Origin of the sequence: Pseudomonas putida (assembly GCA_041879295.1) — a bacterium.
In the GTDB taxonomy this organism is placed as follows: Bacteria; Pseudomonadota; Gammaproteobacteria; order Pseudomonadales; family Pseudomonadaceae; genus Aquipseudomonas; species Aquipseudomonas putida_Y.
The window spans coordinates 3,535,795-3,558,321 of record CP047152.1 but is presented as its reverse complement, the minus strand read 5'-3'; the positions used below and the strand labels follow the sequence as shown (position 1 = coordinate 3,558,321).

General features: G+C 60.7%; 28 protein-coding genes and 1 tRNA gene. 20 read left to right on the top strand and 9 right to left on the bottom strand.

Translation table 11 applies throughout. From position 1 onward, the window contains the following. The first annotated feature begins 8 nt into the window (after positions 1-8). From GST84_16345 to GST84_16320, 6 genes are all read left to right on the top strand, one after another. A complete protein-coding gene (locus GST84_16345; protein XGB13816.1) occupies positions 9-1,562 on the top strand; it encodes an ATP-binding cassette domain-containing protein in 1,554 nt (517 codons plus the stop codon). Beyond that, entirely contained in the window at positions 1,559-2,554 is a 996-nt protein-coding gene (locus GST84_16340) for an ABC transporter permease (GenBank protein XGB13815.1), read from the top strand. The genes GST84_16345 and GST84_16340 overlap by 4 nt, the downstream gene beginning before the upstream one ends. Before the next feature lie 4 nt (positions 2,555-2,558). Continuing rightward, positions 2,559-3,581, top strand: a complete 1,023-nt coding sequence (locus tag GST84_16335; GenBank protein XGB13814.1) for a substrate-binding domain-containing protein — start codon at positions 2,559-2,561, stop codon at positions 3,579-3,581. Between the two features lie 15 nt (positions 3,582-3,596). Continuing rightward, on the top strand, positions 3,597-4,505 hold the full coding sequence (gene rbsK, locus GST84_16330; GenBank protein ID XGB13813.1) for a ribokinase: 909 nt from the start codon (positions 3,597-3,599) through the stop codon (positions 4,503-4,505). Continuing rightward, positions 4,502-4,900 (top strand): D-ribose pyranase, encoded by a 399-nt coding sequence (rbsD, locus tag GST84_16325; protein XGB13812.1) that lies wholly within the window; start codon positions 4,502-4,504, stop codon positions 4,898-4,900. Before rbsK ends, rbsD begins: the two co-directional genes overlap by 4 nt. A 63-nt stretch (positions 4,901-4,963) precedes the next feature. Beyond that, positions 4,964-5,965 carry a nucleoside hydrolase gene (locus GST84_16320; GenBank protein XGB13811.1) on the top strand — a complete coding sequence of 334 codons (1,002 nt, stop codon included), beginning with the start codon at positions 4,964-4,966 and terminating at the stop codon, positions 5,963-5,965. On the opposite strand, the gene GST84_16315 is transcribed toward GST84_16320, so the two are convergent. After that, complete coding sequence (locus GST84_16315) at positions 5,937-6,149, bottom strand: hypothetical protein (protein XGB13810.1); 213 nt, start codon at positions 6,147-6,149, stop codon at positions 5,937-5,939. The genes GST84_16320 and GST84_16315 overlap by 29 nt on opposite strands. Before the next feature lie 273 nt (positions 6,150-6,422). On the opposite strand from GST84_16315, the gene GST84_16310 reads away from it, so the two are divergent. Further along, on the top strand, positions 6,423-6,743 hold the full coding sequence (locus tag GST84_16310) for a hypothetical protein (GenBank protein ID XGB13809.1): 321 nt from the start codon (positions 6,423-6,425) through the stop codon (positions 6,741-6,743). A gap of 201 nt (positions 6,744-6,944) precedes the next feature. Here the strand turns inward: GST84_16310 and GST84_16305 are convergent, their stop codons facing one another. Together GST84_16305 and GST84_16300 are read right to left on the bottom strand one after the other, a co-directional pair. Then, positions 6,945-7,157, bottom strand: a complete 213-nt coding sequence (locus tag GST84_16305) for a cold shock domain-containing protein (protein ID XGB13808.1) — start codon at positions 7,155-7,157, stop codon at positions 6,945-6,947. A 162-nt stretch (positions 7,158-7,319) separates the two neighbouring features. Beyond that, positions 7,320-7,625, bottom strand: coding sequence for a hypothetical protein (locus GST84_16300; GenBank protein ID XGB13807.1), 306 nt, complete (start codon positions 7,623-7,625; stop codon positions 7,320-7,322). 338 nt (positions 7,626-7,963) lie between these two features. Between GST84_16300 and thrS the strand changes: the two genes are divergently transcribed. From thrS to GST84_16255, 9 genes are all read left to right on the top strand, one after another. Continuing rightward, complete coding sequence (gene thrS, locus GST84_16295; GenBank protein XGB13806.1) at positions 7,964-9,886, top strand: threonine--tRNA ligase; 1,923 nt, start codon at positions 7,964-7,966, stop codon at positions 9,884-9,886. A gap of 17 nt (positions 9,887-9,903) precedes the next feature. Next, positions 9,904-10,437, top strand: coding sequence for a translation initiation factor IF-3 (gene infC, locus GST84_16290; protein ID XGB15788.1), 534 nt, complete (start codon positions 9,904-9,906; stop codon positions 10,435-10,437). Between the two features lie 60 nt (positions 10,438-10,497). Further along, complete coding sequence (gene rpmI, locus GST84_16285; GenBank protein ID XGB13805.1) at positions 10,498-10,692, top strand: 50S ribosomal protein L35; 195 nt, start codon at positions 10,498-10,500, stop codon at positions 10,690-10,692. 27 nt (positions 10,693-10,719) lie between these two features. After that, positions 10,720-11,076 carry a 50S ribosomal protein L20 gene (gene rplT / locus GST84_16280; protein XGB13804.1) on the top strand — a complete coding sequence of 119 codons (357 nt, stop codon included), beginning with the start codon at positions 10,720-10,722 and terminating at the stop codon, positions 11,074-11,076. Positions 11,077-11,185: 109 nt separating this feature from the next. Beyond that, positions 11,186-12,202 (top strand): phenylalanine--tRNA ligase subunit alpha, encoded by a 1,017-nt coding sequence (gene pheS / locus GST84_16275; GenBank protein ID XGB13803.1) that lies wholly within the window; start codon positions 11,186-11,188, stop codon positions 12,200-12,202. 31 nt (positions 12,203-12,233) lie between these two features. Continuing rightward, positions 12,234-14,615, top strand: coding sequence for a phenylalanine--tRNA ligase subunit beta (gene pheT / locus GST84_16270; GenBank protein XGB13802.1), 2,382 nt, complete (start codon positions 12,234-12,236; stop codon positions 14,613-14,615). A 4-nt stretch (positions 14,616-14,619) separates the two neighbouring features. Beyond that, positions 14,620-14,922 carry an integration host factor subunit alpha gene (gene ihfA / locus GST84_16265; protein XGB13801.1) on the top strand — a complete coding sequence of 101 codons (303 nt, stop codon included), beginning with the start codon at positions 14,620-14,622 and terminating at the stop codon, positions 14,920-14,922. After that, the gene (locus tag GST84_16260) at positions 14,903-15,259 is read left to right on the top strand and encodes a MerR family transcriptional regulator (protein ID XGB13800.1); all 357 of its coding nucleotides are present in this window, start codon (positions 14,903-14,905) and stop codon (positions 15,257-15,259) included. Before ihfA ends, GST84_16260 begins: the two co-directional genes overlap by 20 nt. A gap of 114 nt (positions 15,260-15,373) precedes the next feature. After that, positions 15,374-15,450 (top strand) — tRNA-Pro (locus GST84_16255). Between the two features lie 6 nt (positions 15,451-15,456). Here the strand turns inward: GST84_16255 and GST84_16250 are convergent. After that, positions 15,457-15,696: a hypothetical protein gene (locus GST84_16250; GenBank protein ID XGB13799.1), complete on the bottom strand. Its 240-nt coding sequence runs from the start codon at positions 15,694-15,696 to the stop codon at positions 15,457-15,459. A gap of 122 nt (positions 15,697-15,818) precedes the next feature. Next, entirely contained in the window at positions 15,819-16,745 is a 927-nt protein-coding gene (locus GST84_16245; GenBank protein ID XGB13798.1) for a LysR family transcriptional regulator, read from the bottom strand. A gap of 113 nt (positions 16,746-16,858) precedes the next feature. On the opposite strand from GST84_16245, the gene GST84_16240 reads away from it, so the two are divergent. Both GST84_16240 and GST84_16235 read left to right on the top strand, forming a co-directional pair. Then, complete coding sequence (locus GST84_16240; GenBank protein XGB13797.1) at positions 16,859-17,590, top strand: SDR family oxidoreductase; 732 nt, start codon at positions 16,859-16,861, stop codon at positions 17,588-17,590. A gap of 69 nt (positions 17,591-17,659) precedes the next feature. After that, a complete protein-coding gene (locus tag GST84_16235) occupies positions 17,660-17,869 on the top strand; it encodes a 2-hydroxymuconate tautomerase family protein (protein ID XGB13796.1) in 210 nt (69 codons plus the stop codon). 157 nt (positions 17,870-18,026) lie between these two features. On the opposite strand, the gene GST84_16230 is transcribed toward GST84_16235, so the two are convergent. Next, a complete protein-coding gene (locus GST84_16230) occupies positions 18,027-19,064 on the bottom strand; it encodes a diguanylate cyclase (protein ID XGB15787.1) in 1,038 nt (345 codons plus the stop codon). A gap of 366 nt (positions 19,065-19,430) precedes the next feature. Here GST84_16230 and GST84_16225 point away from each other — a divergent pair, with 366 nt between their 5' ends. Continuing rightward, positions 19,431-19,916, top strand: coding sequence for a DUF2165 family protein (locus tag GST84_16225; GenBank protein XGB13795.1), 486 nt, complete (start codon positions 19,431-19,433; stop codon positions 19,914-19,916). A gap of 45 nt (positions 19,917-19,961) precedes the next feature. Continuing rightward, positions 19,962-20,678, top strand: coding sequence for an SDR family NAD(P)-dependent oxidoreductase (locus GST84_16220; protein XGB13794.1), 717 nt, complete (start codon positions 19,962-19,964; stop codon positions 20,676-20,678). Between the two features lie 169 nt (positions 20,679-20,847). Here GST84_16220 and GST84_16215 read toward each other — a convergent pair whose 3' ends face one another. The 3 genes from GST84_16215 to GST84_16205 form a co-directional block, all read right to left on the bottom strand. Further along, a complete protein-coding gene (locus tag GST84_16215; GenBank protein XGB13793.1) occupies positions 20,848-21,111 on the bottom strand; it encodes a DUF3077 domain-containing protein in 264 nt (87 codons plus the stop codon). 150 nt (positions 21,112-21,261) lie between these two features. Next, entirely contained in the window at positions 21,262-21,504 is a 243-nt protein-coding gene (locus GST84_16210) for a hypothetical protein (protein ID XGB13792.1), read from the bottom strand. A gap of 474 nt (positions 21,505-21,978) precedes the next feature. Then, a complete protein-coding gene (locus GST84_16205) occupies positions 21,979-22,158 on the bottom strand; it encodes a hypothetical protein (protein XGB13791.1) in 180 nt (59 codons plus the stop codon). Positions 22,159-22,527 lie beyond the last annotated feature (369 nt).

Below are 22,527 nucleotides of genomic sequence, written 5' to 3'. Positions count from 1 at the left end.
AATCGGCCATGCCTGCATCGGCCAATGAAGTGGTGCTCGCCGCCAGCGGCCTGGGCAAGACCTACGCCCAGCCCGTGCTCGGCGAGGTCAGCCTGAACCTGCGCGCCGGTGAAGTGCTGGCCCTGACCGGCGAGAACGGCGCTGGCAAGAGCACGTTGTCCAAGCTCATCGGTGGCCTGGAGCTGCCCACCACCGGGCACATGACCTACCGCGGCCAGGCCTACGCGCCCGGCAGTCGCAGTGAGGCCGAACGCCTAGGTGTGCGCATGGTCATGCAGGAGTTGAACCTGCTGCCGACGCTGACTGTGGCGGAGAACCTGTTTCTCGACAACTTGCCCAGCCGCTTTGGCTGGATCAGCCACAAGCGCCTGCGCCAACTGGCAATGGCCGCCATGGCCCGGGTCGGGCTCGACGCCATCGACCCGGACACCCCGGTCGGCGAGCTGGGCATCGGCCATCAGCAGATGGTCGAGATTGCCCGCAACCTGATCGGTGACTGCCATGTACTGATCCTGGACGAACCCACGGCCATGCTCACTGCGCGCGAGGTGGAGTTGCTGTTCACCCAGATCGAGCGCCTGCGTGCGCGTGGCGTGGCCATCGTTTATATCTCGCATCGCCTGGAAGAGTTGCAGCGCGTGGCGCAACGCATCGTTGTACTGCGCGATGGCAAACTGGTGTGCGACGAGCCGATCCAGCGCTACAGCAGCGCCGAACTGGTCAACCTGATGGTCGGCCGCGAGCTGGGCGAGCATATCGACCTGGGCCGGCGGCAGATAGGTGCACCGCTGCTCAAGGTTGACAAGTTGTGCCGCGGCGACAAGGTGCGCGAGGTGTCGTTCGAAGTCAGGGCAGGGGAAATTTTTGGCATCTCCGGTCTGATCGGCGCCGGCCGTACCGAGCTGTTGCGCCTGATCTACGGTGCCGATCGCGCCGACAGCGGCTGTATCGCGCTGGGCCAACCGCCGCAGGCGGTAAACATCGACTTGCCCAAGGCTGCAGTGCGGGCCGGCATCGCGCTGATAACCGAAGACCGCAAAGGCGAGGGCCTGCTGTTGACGCAGTCGATCAGCGCCAACATTGCGTTGGGCAACCTGGGCGCGGTATCGCGCGCCGGTGTGCTCGATAGCGAAGCGGAAAAGGCCTTGGCCGAACGCCAGATCCAGGCCATGCGCATTCGCAGTGCTGGCGCGCAGCAAGTGGTGGGCGAGCTGTCTGGCGGTAACCAGCAGAAGGTGGTAATTGGCCGCTGGCTGGAGCGCGATTGCCAGGTGCTGCTGTTCGACGAACCCACGCGTGGCATCGATGTGGGCGCCAAGTTCGACATCTATGGCCTGCTGGCCGAGCTGGCGCGTCAAGGCAAGGCCTTGGTGGTGGTGTCCAGTGACCTGCGCGAACTGATGCTGATTTGCGACCGCATCGCCGTGCTGTCCGCCGGCCGCCTGATCGACACCTTCGCGCGTGATCATTGGAGCCAGGACCAGTTGCTTGCCGCCGCCTTCGCCGGTTATCAGAAACGTGACGCACTGCTGCATGATGCAGCCCCCAGGATGGATGCATGAAAACCACCCCGCTAAACAACCAGGGCGCCGCCCCCATGCGCCGCAGCGGTACGTACTTTGGCCTGGGCACCTACCTGGGCCTGGCTGGCGCCTTGCTGGCGATGATCGTGCTGTTCTCGTTCCTCAGCAGCCACTTCTGGTCGTATGGCACCTTCAGCACGCTGGCCAACCAGATCCCGGACCTGATGGTGCTGGCGGTGGGCATGACCTTTGTGCTGATCATCGGCGGCATCGACCTGTCGGTGGGTTCGGTGCTGGCGCTGGCCGCCTCGACGGTGAGCGTGGCGATACTCGGCTGGGGCTGGGGCGTGCTGCCCTCGGCGCTGCTGGGCATGGCTGTGGCCGCATTGACCGGCAGCATTACCGGTGGCGTCACCGTGGCCTGGCGCATCCCGTCGTTCATCGTTTCGCTTGGTGTGCTGGAGATGGCCCGTGGCCTGGCCTACCAGTTCACCGACTCGCGCACCGCCTATATCGGCGACGCCTATGCCTGGTTCTCCAACCCGGTCGCCTTTGGTGTTTCGCCGGCGTTCATCATCGCCTTGTTGGTGATCGTGCTCGCCCAGTTGGTCCTGACGCGTACGGTGTTCGGTCGTTACCTGATCGGTATCGGCACCAACGAAGAGGCCGTGCGCCTGGCCGGTATCGATCCGCGCCCCTACAAAGTGCTGGTGTTCGCCCTGATGGGCCTGCTCGCCGGCCTGGCCGCGCTGTTCCAGATCTCGCGCCTGGAAGCGGCCGACCCCAATGCTGGCTCTGGCCTGGAGCTGCAGGTCATTGCTGCCGTCGTGATCGGCGGCACTAGCCTGATGGGTGGGCGTGGCTCGGTCATCAGCACCTTCTTTGGCGTACTGATCATTTCCGTATTGGCCGCCGGGCTGGCGCAGATCGGTGCCAGCGAGCCGACCAAACGCATCATCACCGGGGCGGTGATCGTCATCGCCGTGGTGCTCGACACTTACCGTAGCCGGCGTGCAGGCCGGCGGAACTGACAACATGGCAACCATCAAAGACGTCGCGGCACTGGCGGGTATTTCGTACACCACCGTGTCTCATGTACTCAACAAGACCCGGCCGGTCAGCGAACAGGTGCGGCTGAAAGTGGAAGCCGCCATCATTGAGCTGGATTACGTGCCCAGCGCGGTGGCGCGTTCGCTGAAGGCGCGTAGCACGGCCACCATCGGCCTGTTGGTGCCCAACAGCGTCAACCCGTACTTCGCCGAGCTGGCGCGGGGTATCGAAGACGCCTGCGAGCGCAACGGCTATTGCGTGATCCTGTGCAACTCCGACGACAACCCGCAGAAGCAGCGCAGCTACCTGCGCGTGCTGCTGGAAAAACGCATCGACGGCCTGGTGGTGGCCTCGGTGGGCCAGGACGACGACCTGCTGCAAAGCCTGGCCAGTGTGCGCACGCCAATGGTCATCGTCGACCGTGAACTGGAAGGCGTCGATGCTGACCTGGTGCGCATTGACCACGAGCAGGGGGCGTACCTGGCCACCCAGCACTTGCTGGGGCTTGGCCATCGCGATGTTGCCTATATCGGCGGCCCCGCCGAAACCGGGGTTACCCAGCTGCGCCTGAGCGGCTTCCGCCGTGCCATGGCCGAAGCCGGGGCGCCTGTGCTGGGCAGCCGTGTACTGCACTGCGACTTCACCAGCCCGGGTGGCCATGCGGCGGCGGCGCAGGTGCTGGAAGGCAAACGGCCCTCGGCGATTTTTGCCGGCAACGACATGATCGGCTTTGGTGTGCTGCGTGCTGCAGCCGAACGCAATATCAGCGTACCCGGCGAGCTGTCGGTGATCGGCTTCGACGACATCGAACTGAGCCGCTACGTGTACCCGCCGCTGACCACCGTGGGCCAGTCGATTCGCGAGCTGGGCGAGAGCGCTGCCTCGTTGCTGCTGACGCGTATCGCTACACCTCGGCAGGGCGCGGCAGAGCAGCGCATTGTCGCCCCGCGTATCGTCTTGCGTGAGTCCACCGGGCCGCGCCCGGACCTGTTCAATGATTACCGCTAACGCTAAGGAAATGTCATGAATGCCAAGGTTGTGGTGGTCGGCAGCCTCAATATGGACCTGGTGGCCCGCGCCCGGCGCCTGCCACGGGCCGGCGAAACACTCCCCGGCGATAGCTTTTTCACGGTGCCGGGCGGCAAGGGTGCCAACCAGGCCGTGGCGGCTGCGCGGCTGGGCGGCAGCGTGGCGATGATCGGCAATGTTGGGGATGATGATTACGGTCGGCAACTGCACCGGGCCTTGTATGTCGAGGGGGTCGACTGTCAGGGCGTCAGCACCTGCCCAGGCGTGTCCAGCGGTGTGGCGCTGATCACGGTGGATGCCGCCAGCCAGAACTGTATTGTCATCGTTCCCGGCGCCAACGGCCTGCTGACGCCGCAGTCGGTGCTGCGCTTCGATGCACTGCTGCAGGCCGCCGAGGTGGTCATCTGCCAGCTGGAAGTGCCGACTGACACTGTGGCTTGCACGCTGGCCAGGGCGCGTGAACTGGGCAAGCAGGTCATCCTGAACCCGGCGCCTGCTACCGGCCCCTTGCCAGCGGACTGGTTTGCGCATATCGATTACCTTACCCCTAACGAAAGCGAAGCCGAAGCCTTGACCGGTGTGGCGGTGACCGATCAGGACAGTGCCCGGCGCGCCGGCGAGTGCTTGCTGCAGCTGGGGGCAGGCAAAGTGATCATCACCTTGGGTGCGCAAGGTGCCTTGCTGGTTACCGCCCAAGGCCATCAGCACTATCCTGCACCGCACGTGCAGCCGCTGGACACCACCGCTGCCGGCGATACCTTCATTGGCGGCTTTGCTGCCGGCCTGGTACGTGGGTTGGAGGAGGGTGAGGCGATCATCTTTGGTCAGCGGGCCGCAGCATTGTCGGTTACCCGTGCCGGTGCCCAGCCATCGATTCCCTACTTGGCGGAGCTGACGCCATGAAGAAAACCCCACTGTTGAACGTTGCCCTGTCGCGGGTCATTGCCGGCATGGGGCATGGCGACATCCTGGTGATCGGCGATGCCGGGCTGCCGGTGCCGCCGGGGGTGGAATTTATCGACCTGGCCATTACGCCTGGCCTGCCGGACTTCGCCAGCGTGCTGCGGGTGGTGCTGAGCGAATTGCAGGTTGAGCGGCACGTGCTGGCTGAAGAAATGCAAAAAGTGGTGCCACCCGCGCTGGTCGAAATCGAGCGATTGAAGGGCAAGCTGGGCAAGCGCGAGTGGCTGGCCCATGAGGATTTCAAAGTGCTGTCGCGTAGTGCTCGTGCAGTGGTGCGTACAGGCGAGTGTCAGCCCTACAGCAACATCGCCCTCATCTCCGGCGTCACCTTTTAGCCGGTTCCACAAAAGACACCGGGGGGGCAAACGAATAATTCATAGGCAACAGGAGTGCCACCCATGCTCAAGTCCCTGCTACAAGGAATCGTCTTCATGGCCACAGCCTCGACCCTCCAGGCCGCCCCCATCGACCTGATCATTGACACCGATCCCGGCGCCGACGATGTGGTTGCGCTGTTTCTGGCCATGGCTTCGCCCAAAGAGCTCAATATCCGCGCCATCACCACAGTGGCCGGCAACGTGCGCCTGGACAAGACCTCGCGCAATGCCCGCCTGGCCCGCGAATGGGCCGGGCGCGAAGACATCCCGGTGTACGCCGGTGCCGGCCGCCCATTGGTGCGCACGCCGATCTATGCCGCCGATGTTCATGGTGAAGAAGGCCTCACCGGTGTCCAGGTGCACGAGCCGAAAGCCCCCCTGGCCCAGGGCAATGCCGTGCAATACCTGGTCGATACCCTCGGCGCAGCCAAACCGCACAGCATCACCGTCGCCATGCTTGGCCCGCAGACCAACCTGGCCCTGGCGCTGATCCAGCGCCCAGGTATCGTCAAAGGCATCAAAGAGGTGGTGGTCATGGGGGGAGCCCATTTCAATGGTGGCAACATCACCCCGGTGGCGGAGTTCAACCTCTACGCCGACCCGCATGCCGCCGAAGTGGTGCTGGCCAGCGGCGTGCAGCTGACCTACCTGCCGCTGGACGTCACCCACAAGCTGCTGACCAGTAACGCCCGCCTGACGCAACTGGCAGCCGTGAACAACCAGGCCAGCAAGCGCGTGGTGGACATCCTCAATGCCTACATTACCCACGACATGGACCTGTACGGCATGCCCGGCGGCCCTGTGCATGACGCCAGTGTCATCGCTTACCTGTTAAAACCCGAGCTTTTCAGTGGTCGGCGCATCCACATGAGCATCGACAGCCGCGAAGGGCCCACTTTCGGCCAGACAATTGCGGACTGGTACGGCGTGCTCAAGCAGCCAGCGAATGTGCTGTGGGTGGAGCAGGGTGATGCCCAGGGGCTGTTCGACCTGCTCAGTGCCCGCCTGGCGCGATTGGAATAGCCGCGTGCGGCGCGTAGCGCTCGAACACCTGGTCGATGAAGCTGCGTGCCGCCTCGGCGCCGTTATCGCGCACCAACAGGTCGATGGCGATCAACAGCAACTCTTCCGGTGTGCCAGGGCTGTACGCACTCTGGCCCTCGGCCCATTTGACCTTGATATCGGCATCGATGCTGTGGGTGCTCATGAAAAGCTCTCGCTGGGGGCCCGGAACGAAGAGGAACACCTGGCCCTGGTGTTCGATGGAGGCGGGATGCGCTCCACTTCTTGCAGCAAATCATGGCTTTGCGCCGGTGACCGTGCGAGCTAAGCATATGGCAAACACAGCACGTTGTGCAAAATCCGGTCACGATTGCTTTTCGTCTTGCTGCTACAGTTCAGGCAGACTTGACCGGTTTTGCAACAAATGATGAGCGGAGCTGTCGGATCAGGCAGTTCCCGGACCGATTTAGGAGGCTTCATGTTCCGTACCCGTGCTTACCTGGCAACTCTGGCTGTGGCTGCTGTCCTGGCGGGTTGCAGCACTGGTGGCAATGCTGATGGCGGTGCTGCGCCGGCCGCGCCAGTGGGCAACGATGGCCGCTGCGAAGCCAGTGGTGCCGACTTTGCCATGGGCAAGCAGGCCAGCGCCGAATTGCTGGAGCAGGCACGCAAGGCCAGCGGCTCGCAGATGGCGCGCATTCTCAAGCCGCACGATGTGGTCACCCTGGAGTACCGCTCCGAGCGCCTGAACCTGAACGTGGACGAGCAGGGCAGGGTAACCCGCGTCAACTGCGGTTGATGCACGCGGGGGCAACTGCCTTGCGCAAAATGTGAAAAGCCTGCGCAGTCGCCTGTAGGGGCGGGTTCGCCCGCGAACACGGGCGAAGCCCGTGCCGTTCACCCTAAAGTCTGTTTTGCAGGCAATCCCGCCCCACTCAGATGATGCAATCACCCATAAAAAAACCCGCCACAAGGGCGGGTTTTTTTACAGCTATCCGAATTACTCCGGACGAACCTGTGCAGCCTGCATGCCCTTCTGGCCGCGCTCGGCGACGAAGGAAACAGTCTGGCCTTCTTTCAGGCTCTTGAAGCCGTCAGATTCGATGGCTTTGAAGTGTACGAACAGGTCGTCGCCGCCGCCTGCTGGGGTGATGAAGCCGTAGCCTTTCTCATCATTGAACCATTTGACGGTGCCTTGTTGGCGATTGGACATGGGTGAATCTCCAGAACATTTAGTTTTTTCAGTGGTGCAATGCGGCCGAGGCTACGGAGCACGGGATACATCATAGTCTAATTCTGCGCATCTAGCGCCTTTTACCTTCGCAGGATATTGATCCAGCTCAAAGAATGGCTGGTCGTCGCTGACTTTAAGGTTTCAGCTCTTCGGTGCACAGGCCTGTTTCACCACCATCTGCGCCCTCTGCATCAGCTTGGCGTCAACGCCGTCCTTGCTGTCGAGGTCGGCAATCTCGGCGTCGGTGAAGTTCTTTTTGATGGCTTGCGCGCCGCATTCGCAGTGCTTTTTCGCGGTGGCAGCGTCAACGCCCTGGCCGCTGGCCACTTGCGTGCACTGGGTCATGTAGCCGGCCTCCTTCCCAGGGGGGAAGTTGCCGGCGTTCGCAGCCACGGGCAGCAGCAGGGCGCCAGCGGCCGTCAGGGCCAGAAGAGACGGAACTCGCATCACCAGTTACTCCTTGGGTTAAGGTCTCATCAAGAGTAGGTTGCTTCCCAAAGTCTGAGCGGTATTTTTCCGCGTTAGTTCACCGCTGTGGGGCAATTTCCAAATATTTCTGCCTGGGGTGCAACCCGCGTGCTAGCATGCCCGGCTTGCGGTCGCGCTGTTGCCGGCTGCAGCTATCTTTTTTCTTTCCAGTCACTCTGGTTCGTCCCTGACAAGCCGAAAGGCTTCTGCCACTGTGGGGCAGGCTTCCTTTTACCGGAAGGCAGGTCGGATCTTGTACTGGCTCATCCCAACCCACGTGACCTTTGGTAGGGGTCACCACTAGGAGAGGAGGCGCCATGCCCGTTATTACTCTTCCCGATGGCAGTCAACGTTCGTTCGATCACGCCGTATCCGTAGCTGAAGTAGCCGCTTCCATCGGCGCTGGCCTGGCCAAGGCCACCGTTGCCGGCAAAGTCGACGGCAAGCTGGTCGATGCGTGTGACCTGATCAGCAACGACGCCACCCTGCAGATCATCACCCCTAAAGATGAAGAGGGACTGGAGATCATCCGTCACTCGTGCGCCCACCTGGTTGGCCACGCCGTGAAGCAGCTGTACCCGACCGCCAGGATGGTGATCGGCCCGGTCATTGACGAAGGCTTCTATTACGACATCGCCTATGAGCGCCCCTTCACGCCAGAAGACATGGCCGCCATCGAAAAGCGCATGATGGAGCTGATCGAAAAAGACTACGACGTGGTCAAGAAAATGACCCCGCGCGCCGAAGTCATCGAGGTGTTCAAGGCTCGTGGCGAAGACTACAAACTGCGTCTGGTCGAAGACATGCCGGATGAACAGGCCATGGGCCTGTACTACCACGAAGAATACGTCGACATGTGCCGTGGCCCGCACGTGCCGAACACCCGCTTCCTCAAGGCATTCAAGCTGACCAAGCTGTCCGGCGCCTACTGGCGTGGCGATGCCAAGAACGAGCAGCTGCAGCGCGTGTACGGCACGGCCTGGGCTGACAAGAAGCAGCTGGCTGCGTACATCCAGCGCATCGAAGAAGCCGAAAAACGCGACCACCGCAAGATCGGCAAGCAGCTCGACCTGTTCCACCTGCAGGAAGAAGCCCCGGGCATGGTGTTCTGGCACGCCAACGGCTGGACCGTCTACCAGGTACTCGAGCAGTACATGCGTGGCGTACAGCGCGAAAACGGCTACCAGGAAATCAAGACCCCGCAGGTTGTCGACCGCATCCTGTGGGAGCGTTCCGGCCACTGGTCCAACTATGCCGAAAACATGTTCACCACTTCGTCGGAAAGCCGTGACTACGCGGTAAAACCGATGAACTGCCCGTGCCACGTGCAGGTGTTCAACCAGGGCCTGAAAAGCTACCGCGACCTGCCGCTGCGTCTGGCCGAGTTCGGTGCCTGCCACCGTAACGAGCCCTCCGGCGCACTGCACGGCATCATGCGCGTGCGTGGCTTCGTACAGGACGACGCGCACATTTTCTGCACCGAAGAACAGGTGAAGAAAGAAGCCGCCGACTTCATCAAGCTGACCCTGGACGTTTACAAGGACTTCGGTTTCAGCGACATCGCCATGAAACTGTCCACTCGCCCGGCCAAGCGTGTCGGTTCCGAAGAGTTGTGGGACCGTGCTGAAACCGCGCTGGCCGATGCCCTGAACGAATCCGGCCTCGAGTGGGAGTACCAGCCTGGCGAGGGCGCCTTCTACGGTCCGAAAATCGAGTTCACCCTGCGCGACTGCCTCGGCCGTAACTGGCAGTGCGGTACCCTGCAGTACGACCCGAACCTGCCAGAGCGTCTGGATGCCAGCTATATTGCCGAAGATAACAGCCGAGTTCGCCCGGTCATGCTGCACCGCGCCATCCTTGGTTCGTTCGAGCGCTTCATCGGCATGCTGATCGAACACTACGCTGGCGTGTTCCCGGCGTGGCTGGCCCCAACCCAGGCGGTGATCATGAATATCACCGACAAACAGGCCGATTTTGCCCTTGAGGTTGAGAAATCTCTGAACGGAAGCGGTTTCCGTGCCAAGTCGGACTTGAGAAATGAGAAGATCGGCTTTAAAATCCGCGAGCATACTTTGCTCAAGGTCCCGTACCTTTTGGTTATAGGGGACCGCGAAGTCGAAACGCAAACCGTCGCTGTGCGTACTCGCGAAGGCGCAGACCTGGGCTCCATGCCCGTCGCCCAATTCGTTGAGCTTCTGACACAAGCGGTTTCCCGGCGTGGTCGCCAAGAATCGGAGTAATGACTATTAAGCGTGAAATGAGAAACGATAAGCGTGCTGTACCGAAGGCCCCGATCAACGAGAATATCTCGGCCCGCGAGGTTCGGTTAATTGGCGCAGACGGCGAGCAGGTTGGCATCGTCTCGATTGATGAAGCGCTGCGTATCGCTGATGAAGCGAAGCTGGACCTGGTAGAAATCTCTGCAGACGCGGTACCACCCGTCTGCAAGGTCATGGACTACGGCAAGCACCTCTTCGAGAAGAAGAAGCAGGCTAACGAAGCCAAGAAAAACCAGAAGCAGATCCAGATCAAAGAAATCAAGTTTCGTCCAGGGACGGAGGATGGGGATTACCAGGTAAAACTACGCAACCTGGTACGTTTCCTTACCGATGGGGACAAGGCCAAGATCTCTCTGAGATTCCGTGGTCGTGAGATGGCCCACCAGGAGCTGGGCATGGAGCTGTTGAAGCGGGTCGAAGCCGACCTCGCCGAATACGGCACCGTTGAGCAGCATCCGAAGATGGAAGGACGCCAGCTTATGATGGTCATCGCCCCCAAGAAAAAGAAGTAATCTCCCGGGCACGGCAGGCCTGATGATTATGTGTAATTTTATCGAATGCGGAGTTCCAACATGCCAAAAATGAAAACCAAGAGCGGTGCTGCGAAGCGCTTCCTGAAGACAGCTTCGGGCTTCAAGCACAAGCACGCTTTCAAGAGCCACATCCTGACCAAAATGTCGACCAAGCGTAAGCGTCAACTGCGCGGTGCCAGCTTGCTGCACCCGTCCGACGTCGCAAAAGTCGAGCGCATGCTGCGCGTTCGTTAATTCTGGTTAAGATAGAGGAAGTTACTCATGGCTCGTGTTAAGCGCGGCGTTATCGCTCGTAAGCGTCACAAAAAAATTCTGAAACTGGCTAAAGGTTACTACGGCGCACGTTCGCGCGTATTCCGTGTAGCCAAGCAAGCGGTCATCAAGGCAGGCCAATACGCCTACCGCGACCGTCGCCAGAAGAAGCGTCAGTTCCGCGCACTGTGGATCGCTCGTATCAACGCCGGTGCCCGCACCAACGGTCTGTCCTACAGCCGTCTGATTGCTGGCCTGAAAAAGGCTTCGATCGAAATCGACCGTAAGGTTCTGGCTGATCTGGCAGTGAACGAAAAAGCGGCGTTTGCTGCGATTGTCGAGAAAGCTAAAGCCGTTCTGGCTTAAGTACCCGCGACAATCACCCGGCGGTGCTAGCGCTGCCGGGCATTGAACGTCATCGATAGGGGAAGAGCCTTCAAAGCTCTTCCCCTATTTTCGTATCTGGAGTCTGTACATGGAAAACCTGGATGCGCTGGTCTCCCAAGCCCTAGAGGCCGTGGAACGCGCTGAAGACATCAACGCCCTGGAACAGATCCGGGTTAATTATCTCGGCAAGAAGGGCGAGCTGACCCAGGTGATGAAGACCCTGGGCAACCTGCCAGCCGAAGAGCGGCCGAAAGTCGGCGCGCTGATCAACGACGCCAAAGAGCGCGTCACCGTTGTGCTCAATGCCCGCAAGGCTGCCTTTGAGGAAGCCGAGCTCAGCGCTCGCCTGGCTGCCGAATGCATTGACGTCACCCTGCCAGGCCGCGGCCAGGCCACCGGTGGCCTGCACCCGATCACCCGTACACTCGAGCGCATCGAGCAGTTCTTCACCCATATTGGCTACGGCATTGCCGAAGGCCCAGAGGTGGAAGACGACTACCACAACTTCGAAGCGCTCAACATCCCTGGCCACCACCCGGCGCGGGCGATGCACGACACCTTCTACTTCAATGCCAACATGCTGCTGCGTACCCACACCTCGCCGGTGCAGGTGCGGACCATGGAGTCCACCCAGCCGCCCATCCGCATTGTGTGCCCGGGCCGCGTATACCGCTGCGACTCGGATATCACCCACTCGCCGATGTTCCACCAGGTCGAAGGCCTGCTGATCGATCGCGATATCAACTTCGCCGACCTCAAGGGCACCATCGAAGAATTCCTGCGCGTATTCTTCGAGAAAGAACTGGCGGTCCGTTTCCGCCCATCGTTCTTCCCCTTCACCGAGCCGTCTGCAGAAGTCGACATCCAGTGCGTGATGTGCTCCGGCAACGGCTGCCGCGTCTGCAAGCAAACTGGCTGGCTGGAAGTGATGGGCTGCGGCATGGTGCACCCTAACGTGTTGCGCATGTCCGGCATCGACCCAGAAGAGTTCCAGGGCTTTGCCTTCGGCATGGGTGCCGAGCGCCTGGCCATGCTGCGTTATGGCGTCAACGATTTGCGTCTGTTCTTCGACAACGACCTGCGGTTCCTAGCCCAATTCCGCTAGGCCCAATCGACGCAACTTTCAGGAGAACAGCATGAAATTCAGTGAACAGTGGCTGCGCGGTTGGGTCAACCCGCAAGTCTCCCGTGACGAACTGGTCGCCCGCCTGTCCATGGCCGGCCTCGAAGTTGACAGCGTTACCCCCGCTGCCGGCCAGTTCAGCGGCATCGTCGTGGGCGAAATTCTCGCCACCGAACAACACCCGGACGCCGACAAGCTGCGCGTGTGCCAGGTAAGCAGCGGCCAGGAAACCTTCCAGGTTGTGTGCGGCGCCCCTAACGCCCGCCCGGGCATCAAGATCCCGTTCGCCATGATCGGTGCCGAGCTGCCAGGCGACTTCAAGATCAAGAAGGCCAAGCTGCGCGGTGTCGAGTCCTTCGGCATGCTGTGCTCGGCTGCCGAACTGCAGATCAGCGAAGAAAACGACGGCCTGCTGGAGCTGGCTGCCGACGCTCCGGTTGGTGAAGACATTCGCACGTACCTGAGCCTGGATGATGCCAGCATCGAAATCGGCCTGACCCCGAACCGCGGCGACTGCCTGTCCATCGCCGGCCTGGCCCGCGACGTCAGCGCCCTGTACGACACCCCGGTCACCCGCCCGGTGGTGCCAGCCGTAGCGGCCGCCCATGACGAAGTGCGCCCGGTCGAAGTCAGCGCCCCGGCTGCCTGCCCGCGCTACCTGGGCCGCGCTATCCGTAACGTCGACCTGAGCAAGCCAACCCCACTGTGGATGGTCGAACGCCTGCGCCGCAGCGACGTACGCAGCATCGACGCTGCCGTCGACGTCACCAACTACGTGATGCTCGAACTCGGCCAGCCGATGCACGCCTTCGACCTGGCAGAAATCAACGGCGGCATCCGCGTGCGCATGGCCGAAGAGGGCGAAAAGCTCGTCCTGCTCGACGGCCAGGAAGTGGCCCTGCGTGCCGACACCCTGGTCATCGCCGACCACACCCGCGCTCTGGCCATCGCCGGCGTCATGGGTGGCGAGCACAGCGGTGTGAACACCGAAAAAACCCGCGATCTGTTCCTGGAAAGTGCCTTCTTCGAGCCGATTTCCGTCGCTGGTAAAGCCCGTTCCTATGGCCTGCACACCGATGCCTCGCACCGCTACGAGCGCGGCGTCGACTCGCAACTGGCCCGCGAAGCCATGGAGCGCGCCACGCAGTTGCTGCTGGACATCGTTGGCGGCGAAGCCGGCCCTGTGGTCGAAGCGGTCAGCGAACAGCACCTGCCACAAGTAGCCCCGGTCACCCTGCGCGCCGAACGCATCACCCAGATGCTTGGCATGGAAATGGACCCAGCCCAGGTCGAGCAGTTGCTCAACGCCCTCGAACTGACCACGACCAAGAGCGGGGAAGGGCAGTGGACCGTCAGCGTGCCAAGCCACCGCTTCGACATCAGCCTGGAAGTGGACCTGATCGAAGAGCTGGCCCGCCTGTACGGCTACAACAACCTGCCTGTACGCTACCCGCAAGCCCGCCTGGCCCCACAGGGCAAGCCGGAAACCCGCGGTGACCTGCCGACCCTGCGCCGTCTGCTGGTTGCCCGTGGCTACCAGGAAGCCATCACCTACAGCTTCATCGACCCGAAACTGTTCGAACTGTTCAGCCCGGGCGTAGAGCCGCTGCTGCTGGCCAACCCCATCTCCAGCGACATGGCCGCCATGCGCGCCTCGCTGTGGCCGGGCCTGGTCAAGGCACTGCAGCACAACCTCAACCGCCAGCAAGACCGCGTGCGCCTATTCGAAAGCGGCCTGCGCTTTGTCGGCCAACTGGGTGACTTGCAGCAGCAGCCAATGATTGCCGGCGTCATCACCGGCAGCCGCCTGCCAGAAGGCTGGGCCAACGGCCGCGACGGCGTCGATTTCTTCGACGTGAAAGCCGACGTGGAAGCCCTGCTGGGTTACTCCGGCGCCCTGAGCGACTTCACCTTCAGTGCCAGCAAACACCCAGCCCTGCACCCAGGCCAGACCGCTGCCATCGAGCGTGACGGCAAACTGGTCGGCTACCTCGGCGCCATCCACCCGGAGCTGGCCAAGGCCCTGGGCCTGGACCGCCCGGTATTCCTGTTCGAGCTGGTGCTGGGCGATGTGGTCGAAGGCCGCCTGCCGAAATTCAGCGAACTGTCCAAGTTCCCGGAAACCCGTCGTGACCTGGCTTTGATCGCAGGACGTGATGTGGCTTCTAGCGCGGTGCTTGAATTAATTCGTGACAATGCAGGCGAATGGCTCACAGACCTCAGGCTGTTTGATGTGTACCAAGGTAAAGGCATTGATCCTGATAGAAAAAGCCTTGCCGTCGGCTTGACCTGGCAGCATCCATCGCGCACTCTTAACGACGATGAGGTGAACACTACCCTGCAAAACATCCTCACCTCGCTCGAACAAAGGTTGAACACCACGTTAAGGAAATAACGGCATGGGTGCTCTGACGAAAGCTGAGATGGCCGAAAGGCTGTACGAGGAGCTGGGGCTTAACAAGCGTGAGGCCAAGGAGCTGGTCGAGCTGTTTTTTGAAGAAATTCGGCACGCACTTGAAGAGAACGAGCAGGTCAAGCTGTCCGGTTTCGGCAACTTCGACCTTCGCGACAAACGCCAGCGGCCGGGCCGCAACCCCAAGACAGGGGAAGAGATCCCGATCACCGCACGGCGCGTCGTCACCTTTCGTCCAGGGCAGAAGTTGAAGGCCCGGGTTGAGGCCTATGCTGGAACCAAGCCATAACGACGAACTGCCCCCCATACCGGGCAAACGCTACTTCACCATTGGTGAAGTGAGTGAGTTGTGTGCCGTAAAGCCACACGTGCTGCGGTATTGGGAGCAGGAGTTCGACCAGCTGAACCCTGTGAAGCGGCGGGGGAACCGGCGGTATTACCAGCGGCAGGATGTGCTGATGATCCGTCAGATTCGTGCGTTGCTGTATGACCAGGGGTTCACCATTGGCGGGGCGCGGTTGAGGCTCTCCAGTGATGAGGCTAAAGATGAATCCAGCCAGTACAAGCAGCTGATTCGGCAGATGATTGTTGAATTGGAGGATGTATTGGTGGTTTTGAAGAAGTGAGCCGGGTTTCTGATGAGTGGAAATTTTTTTGAGAAAAAGCTTCCATTTATCAGGAGGTTAGGGTACATTCTTCAACGTTCTCGGCAAGATTGAGAACATGCTTCAAAGCCCAGTCGGGGCGTAGCGCAGCCCGGTAGCGCACTTGCATGGGGTGCAAGGGGTCGAGTGTTCGAATCACTCCGTCCCGACCATATATTTCAATGACTTAGGCCATTTCCGAAAGGAGTGGCCTTTTTCATTTGCGTGACTTTTGCGTGACTTCTCAGGATAACACCACCGCGAATTCTCATGCCGTCAACCTCGCCAGGATCGACGTGGGTGTAGAGCGAAATGCTGTAGTCGTTGACCGCCGAGGCAGGCGCTCCACCGAATTTGAGGTTGTGCTGCTTAACCTCGTTCGAGATCGTGGCGTGCGTCTGAGGTGAGCGTGAGTCCATCCATGCCACCGGCCCGGTGCTGGGCCGGCAGGTGCTAAACCGGATATCGGTCCAAGGCCAACTACAGGCTGGCCCATCGGCGCCGCATCCACCATGGCACTGATACAGAGTGATACGTCCCCTCAGCTGCCAGCGGCCCAGTGGCGCCGCTTGTCCATGATGAAGTCGACGAATGCTCGCAGGCGCAACGGCATGTGCCGGCCCTGGGGATATAGCAGGGTGAACGGCCGCGAGCGGCCCGCGAAGGGCCGCAGCACCTCGACCAGCGAGCCCTCGGCCAGCTCGCGCTCGACGATGAAGCGGTAGGTCTGGAACAGTCCCGCGCCGTGCTTGGCCAAGGTCACGCCACCGAGCACGTCGTCCGAGCAGACGCAGCCGCCCTGGGTGAGGACTTCCCGTTCGCAGCCCCCCTCGTCGAACAGCCAGGCGATGCGCCGACCGCTGCTGGGCAGTTCGAACTGGATGCAGTCATGCCGCGCCAGTTCTTCAAGGCTCTGCGGCTCGCCCGCGTGTGCCAAGTAATCTGGAGTGGCCACCACCACCAGCCGGGCGTCTTCCAGCGGCCGGGCGATCAGGGTCGAATCCGGTTGTGCACGCACGCGGATGGCCAGGTCGTAGCCCTCGCCGACAAAGTCGATATTGCGGTTGCCCAGGTGGATGTCGACCTGCACCTTCGGGTAGCGCCGGCGAAACTCGGGCAGCAACGGCAGGATTCGGTGGTGCCCGTAGGTCGTGGGCAGGCTGATGCGCAGCGTGCCCGAAGGCTCCTGCTGCTGCCCGGTCACTACCCGTTCGGCCTCCACCAGCTGGGTCAGTGCCTGACGACACTGTTCGTAGTAGCCTCGCCCGCCCTCGGTAAGACGGATGCTGCGAGTGGTACGGACGAACAGTCTGGAGCCCAAGCGCTCTTCCAGGCGGCTGATCGAGCGACTGACCGCTGCCGGCGTCACGCCCGCCGCGAGACCGGCTGCGGTGAAGCTGCCCAGCTCCGCCGCCAGACAGAACAGCTCGATGCTGCCGAGTAGGACGTCGTCGAAATGCCGCTGCATTGATTACACCATGTATCAACTGAAGTTCTCGCTGCCATATTTATCCTTATCTGAAGCAAAAATATAGTCCTCCCAACGGCGCTCTTCGGCGCCACCTGATTGGGAGATACGACATGAGCAACAGCAAAACGGTAGTGATCACCGGCGCCTCCAGCGGCATCGGCTTCGGCCTGGCCAAGGCTTTCCTCGCCAGTGGCTTCAATGTGGTCGGCAATGCTCGCTCCGCCGAACGCCTCGCCGAGGCCAAGGCACAACTGGACAGCCCCGCCTTCATCGGCGTGGCCGGCGATATCGCCAAGCCTGAGACCGCCCGCCGCCTGATTCAGGCCAGCATCGATGCCTTCGGCCAGGTCGACGTGTTGGTCAACAATGCTGGCTTCTTCCTGCCCAAACCCTTCATCGAATACAGCCCGGAAGACATCCAAGGCATGCTGGAGACCAACCTCAAGGGCGTGGTCTACGCCTCCCAGGCCGCCGCCGCGCACATGATCGAGCGGCGTCAGGGCCACATCATCAACATCACCGCCGCTGTGGCGCTGCAACCCAACATCGCCGTGCCCGCCGCCCTGCCGGTGCTGATCAAGGGGGGGCTCAACCAGGTCACCCGCGCGCTGGCGCTGGAGCTGTCGTCGCACAACATCCAGGTTAACGCGGTGGCTCCCGGCATCATCGAGACGCCGATGCACGATCCGGCCAGCTTCGACTTCCTCAACGGCCTGCAACCGGCCGGACACATCGGCCGCGTAAGCGACATTGCCGACGCCGTGCTTTACCTGGCCAACGCCGGGTTCACCACGGGCGTGGTGTTGCCGGTCGACGGCGGTATGAGTGTCGGCAAATGGTAATAGGCTGAACGTAACGGGGAGGCATCCCGCCTCCGTGCCCTGATTTCCCCAGCCCATAGGAGTAATACCATGCCCTTCGTCAGCGTCCGCATCACTCGCGACGGCGTCACCCGTGATCAGAAAGCCCAGGTCATCAAGGAAATCACCGAGACCTTGCAGCGAGTGCTCGGAAAGAAACCTGAGCTCACCCATATCGTGATCGAGGAGGTCGACACCGATAACTGGGGCTACGCCGGCATGACCACCACCGAGTACCGCAGCAAAAAAACTCAGGGATGAGCTGCGAACTGCCCCGGCGGCGCGAATCAGCGCCTCCAGGGCGGCCTTGGCTCGACACGCTTGCGAAGGAGAACCCACTTGGAGACCGGGGTGGCCAATACGCTAGCGCATCTCGTATAGGTAGAGTCTCGCCCCATGTTACCGAGTCTTAACTTCCTCAGGATAACGCTGGCACATAGACAACTTGGTCACGCCCCCCATGTTTGGCCGCATAGAGACCGCCGTCAGCGCGCTTTATTGCATCATCAATCTGCTCACCAGGGGTAAGCAGGGTGCATCCAATGCTGATGGTCATTTTCCGAGGGCCGCCGGGTATCAAAAACGGCGCGCTGCCGATTGACTGACGCAAGCGCTCCGCAATCTGCGTTAATTCTTGGCTATCTTTAACCCGTAGCAGGGCCACGAACTCCTCTCCTCCCTGGCGTACCAGCAGGTCATCTGGCCGAAGCGTAGCCCGCAGTCGGCGGGCACACTCGCAGAGCACTTTATCGCCGGCATCGTGGCCATGCTCGTCATTGACGGATTTGAAACGGTCGAGGTCTGCGTATACGGCACCTAGCTGTAAACCTCGCTCTTCAGCCAAACGAAGCTCTCGATTCTGAAATGCTGCCAACGCCCCGCGGTTCCATAGTTGTGTCAAAGGATCAAGCAAAGCCCTGCGCTGCCCGCGATCCATTTCAACACGCAAGGCGCGATTGACCTGAGCTAGGCTCCGCAGTTGCAAATAACCCTCGGTGAGCGTGGCTAAGTCCCGAAAATTAGCCTGTTGCGCTTCGCTGAGCTTCCGCGGCCGAGGATCGAACATGCACAGGGTGCCAATGGCTTTGCCATTTGAGGCACGTAACGGGTGGCCCGCATAGAACCGGATATAGGGTGGGTTCAGCACGAGGGGATTGTCCTCGAAGCGTGAGTCGCACCTGGCGTCGGAAACCATCAAGGTATCTTCGCCGAGAATCGCGTAGCCGCAAAAGGACACATTGCGTTTCGTCTCGCTTACCTCGATGCCGATCCGAGCCTTGAACCACTGCCGATCCTGATCGATTAGGCTGATCAGAACGGTCTCGACCTGGGCTAGTTCTTGGGTGAGTCGTACCAAGGTATCAAGATAATGCTCGGCCGGCGTATCGACCAAGTTCATGTCATCAAGTGTGCGCTGACGAAGTGCTTCATCAGAGGGTAGGGGGCAAGCTGGCATGTCTGTTACTCCACTCCTTGATTCGTTTTTCACAAACGCGGATAGAAAAATCTCAAGCATCTTGGCCAATGCCGCACACGCTCGGCGCCTTCAGGCCAGCCGAAGTAGAGAGCATAGCAAACCGGTTGGCTCTATCCCGGATCCTCCAGTGGGTAATACCTGTGGCGTTGATCGGCGCGGCTCGGTCGGTCGCCCAAGACCTCGACAAACTTCTAAGACTTACAGGCGGCTTGAACAAACGGTTGAGGTTGTCGCCCCTGGCTGCCTTATTGGAAAACCGGTATTGACCTCGAGTTAAGTCAAGGTTTTAGAGTGGCGTCCGGACGCTCTCGCTGCTTTCGGAAACGAACTCACAAAGGACCAGGAATGGACACTCCGACTTCACTGCTGATTTTCCAGATCACCTGCTGCGTTGGCTTGAGCCTGTGGCTGAGTATCAGCCTGATCAACAACCTGCAGGCCTTTGCCAGCTCAGCCGGGGCGATCGGGGAGACCATGTCGATGGCGCCGCTGGCCCAACCTCCCGGAATCAGCCTCCCTCTGCTGGTGCGAGCGATGACCTCTCACGCCATCCATCGCTTGGCCTTGTCGATCATAGTGCTGACACAGGCAGCCGCCGCTCTCGCGGCCTGGGTCGGGTGCTATGAACTGCTGCTTGGCGCCGGCTTGGAGGTGGCGCGGCCCTGGTTGAACCTGGCCTTGAGCGCAGCGCTCGGGTTCCTGCTCGCGATGCTGCTGGGCGGGATATGGTTCGGCTACTGGATCCGCCAGGAAGGGTTGCAACTGACCCATCTGCTGTTGATGGTCTGGATCCTGCTGCACTTCGTCGTACTGAATGTCCGGTGGAGTTGAGCGGCCCAGGGAAGCTTGGAGCATTTCAGTTAAAAGGAGCAACAGATGAAGATGATGATCGTAGGCGCCGGCAGAGGGTTGGGCCGGGCTTTGCTCGAAGGGCTCGGCAAGCCAGGGGACACGCTGATCGGCGTATCACGCAATCAGCCGCCAGACTTGGCCCTTGCCCCGGGCATCGATCTGCAGTGGGTCGATGCCGACCTTGCCAAGCCAACGGCGGCTGTAGCACAGATCGCGGATCGGACTCCTGCCGATCTGGATGTCCTGATCTACAACGTTGGCATCTGGGAAGAACACGCCTTCAGTGAGCACTATGCATTCCTTGACGACAGCGACGAATCGATCACCAGGCTGGTCGAGGTGAATATCACGGCCACGCTGCTTCTGCTCAAGCGCCTGGTGCCCAAGTTGCTTGGCGCGCCCCGGCCGCAGTTGATCCTCACCGGTTCGACCTCAGCTCTTCGCCAGAGTGGGCGCCCGGAGGTAGCGTTTGGCGCCTCAAAGTTCGCCCTCAACGGCATGGCTGATGCGCTGCGCGAAGGTTTTAGGGATGACAACCTGGCGGTGACCGTGCTTCAACTGGGTTATCTGAATACCGACGACTCCCTGAACACTCCATTGGCACAAGCCGCAGCACGTGGCGAGCGGCGCCAGGTACCGGTGCATGATGTGGTCACTATGGTCGACGCGCTGTTGCGCTTGTCCGGGGCTTCGTTCGTACGGGAGCTGATCTTGCCGGCTATCGGTGATGAGCGCTTCTGAGGCCAAAGCACCGGAGCCTTTGCGTGTGGGTTCGGCTTTGATGTCGCAATCGATGGAGCTGAATCTTGGATCACGTCTAGCAAGAAAGGGGCAGGGGTTAGGTCGCTGAGTCGCCTTCAAAACCGGGAGTCGCATAGGTCTTGAAGGCACCCAGTCAAAAATGAGTCATTCAGCGCATCATGCCCAGTTCAGCATCATCCATGAGCGCCTTGGCCAAAGCGCAAAGGTAGTGCGAAGCCCAGATCAACTGAGGTTTGTCTTCCATCAATCCATCCAGGGTCATGTCCCGTGCATAGCCCATCAGCTCGGACGCCTGTTCACGTGCGCTTTGGCAAGGGATACCGGCTTCGATGCGGAAGAGGGGATGGGTCTGGTTTTCACCTTGGTAGAAGGTGGTTTTGCCGACGGTGAATTTGGTTTCTTCTGTGGACATTGTTCAGTTTCCCCAAGATTGCTTCAGCCTGTACGGGCCTATTCGCGGGTGAACCGCTCCTACAGGAGCACGGCAGTCTTCAAGGCTGAGGGAGTGCCTGGGAGGGGGTATCCGCAGAGAGGCCGGCCCAGGCAGTACATCAGCGACACGTCAATGCATAGTCCGAGGCTCACTGGGCATCTGCACTTGGGCTATTGCGGACTCGAGTAAAGCTCTCAAGGTCTCCAGTTCATGCATCGAGGCCATCATCAGAATCGACGCGGGTGACTTGGGCTGCAGCAGCATTGCCTGATGCACGACGGTCGCCGCGCAAAGCGCGTAATCCGTGGCCTGGATCAGGGTGTCTTCAAGGCAGAGGGTTCTGTGGGGTGGATCTGGAACGATCTTGAGCATGGCGTAACTCCAACGTCGGAAAGTGGAGCTACCTCAACCTTGCTGTCAAACAAGATGGTGGCAGCTGTACGCGGGTTGACAGACCGAGACGTTGGCACTCGGCGCACCACAGGGTGCCCACACGTACAGCCGCCATGAAAGCGAGCACATGAGGACAACGTCAGCGGTCTGTCAAAACCGGTCGCTGAATTGGCAGCGACGGATCGAGACTAGGGCTGACTATTTCCATGTGCAACGAAAATCAGGCGCGAGGAGTATCTTTGGGAAATGGCCTACAAGGAAGGGGTAATTTCTGATTTTTCGACCCGCTCCCGTTCCTCAAAACGTCGATAGGAAATATGCGGGCAAAAGAAAGCCCGCCGAGGCGGGCTAAGTACTATCACGTAGGGATAGCTTCATCCTGCCCAAGCCACTGTAAAAATTGGGTGAAAGAAAGGTCCCCATAACGTGATCATCCAGAGGGCCCCGCGCCCTTTAAAGCTCGGCTTTGTGCCGCTGGTGGCGCTGAAAGCGGGTAACCGCGATCTGGACGGCAGCTGCAACGAGGCACAGTAGGCCGACTTTCCAGCTGCCCTCCAGGCCGTAATGCTCGGCGATCTTCCCTGTGATGATGACGCTAACGAAGATGGTGAAAGGCAGGATCAGTTTGTTCATCGGGTGTTCCAGCAGGCTGCAAAGGGCTCGAGTGAATACGCAGTTCACCCAGCGGGAATGCCGCGATCTTAGCAAATCTGGTTGCGGCGAGTGGAGGGTGCCTGCCATGGGAGGTTTGGTGGCAGTGAGATCGAGCGCCGCCCGCGCGGCGCATCGCGAGCTGCGCTCGCTCCTACGTTTGTTTCGGGCCAATTATTCCTGGGGCATTTGCGCGCGAACGCCTTGGCGCATGGCGCGATATCGCGTCGTACAAACAAGGCGGTCGCGTGCGCCTCTCACAGGCATTACTGGCCCGAAACAAACGTAGGAGCGAGCGTAGCTCGCGATGCGCCGCGCGGGCGGCGCTCGATCTCACCGGCAACACAAATC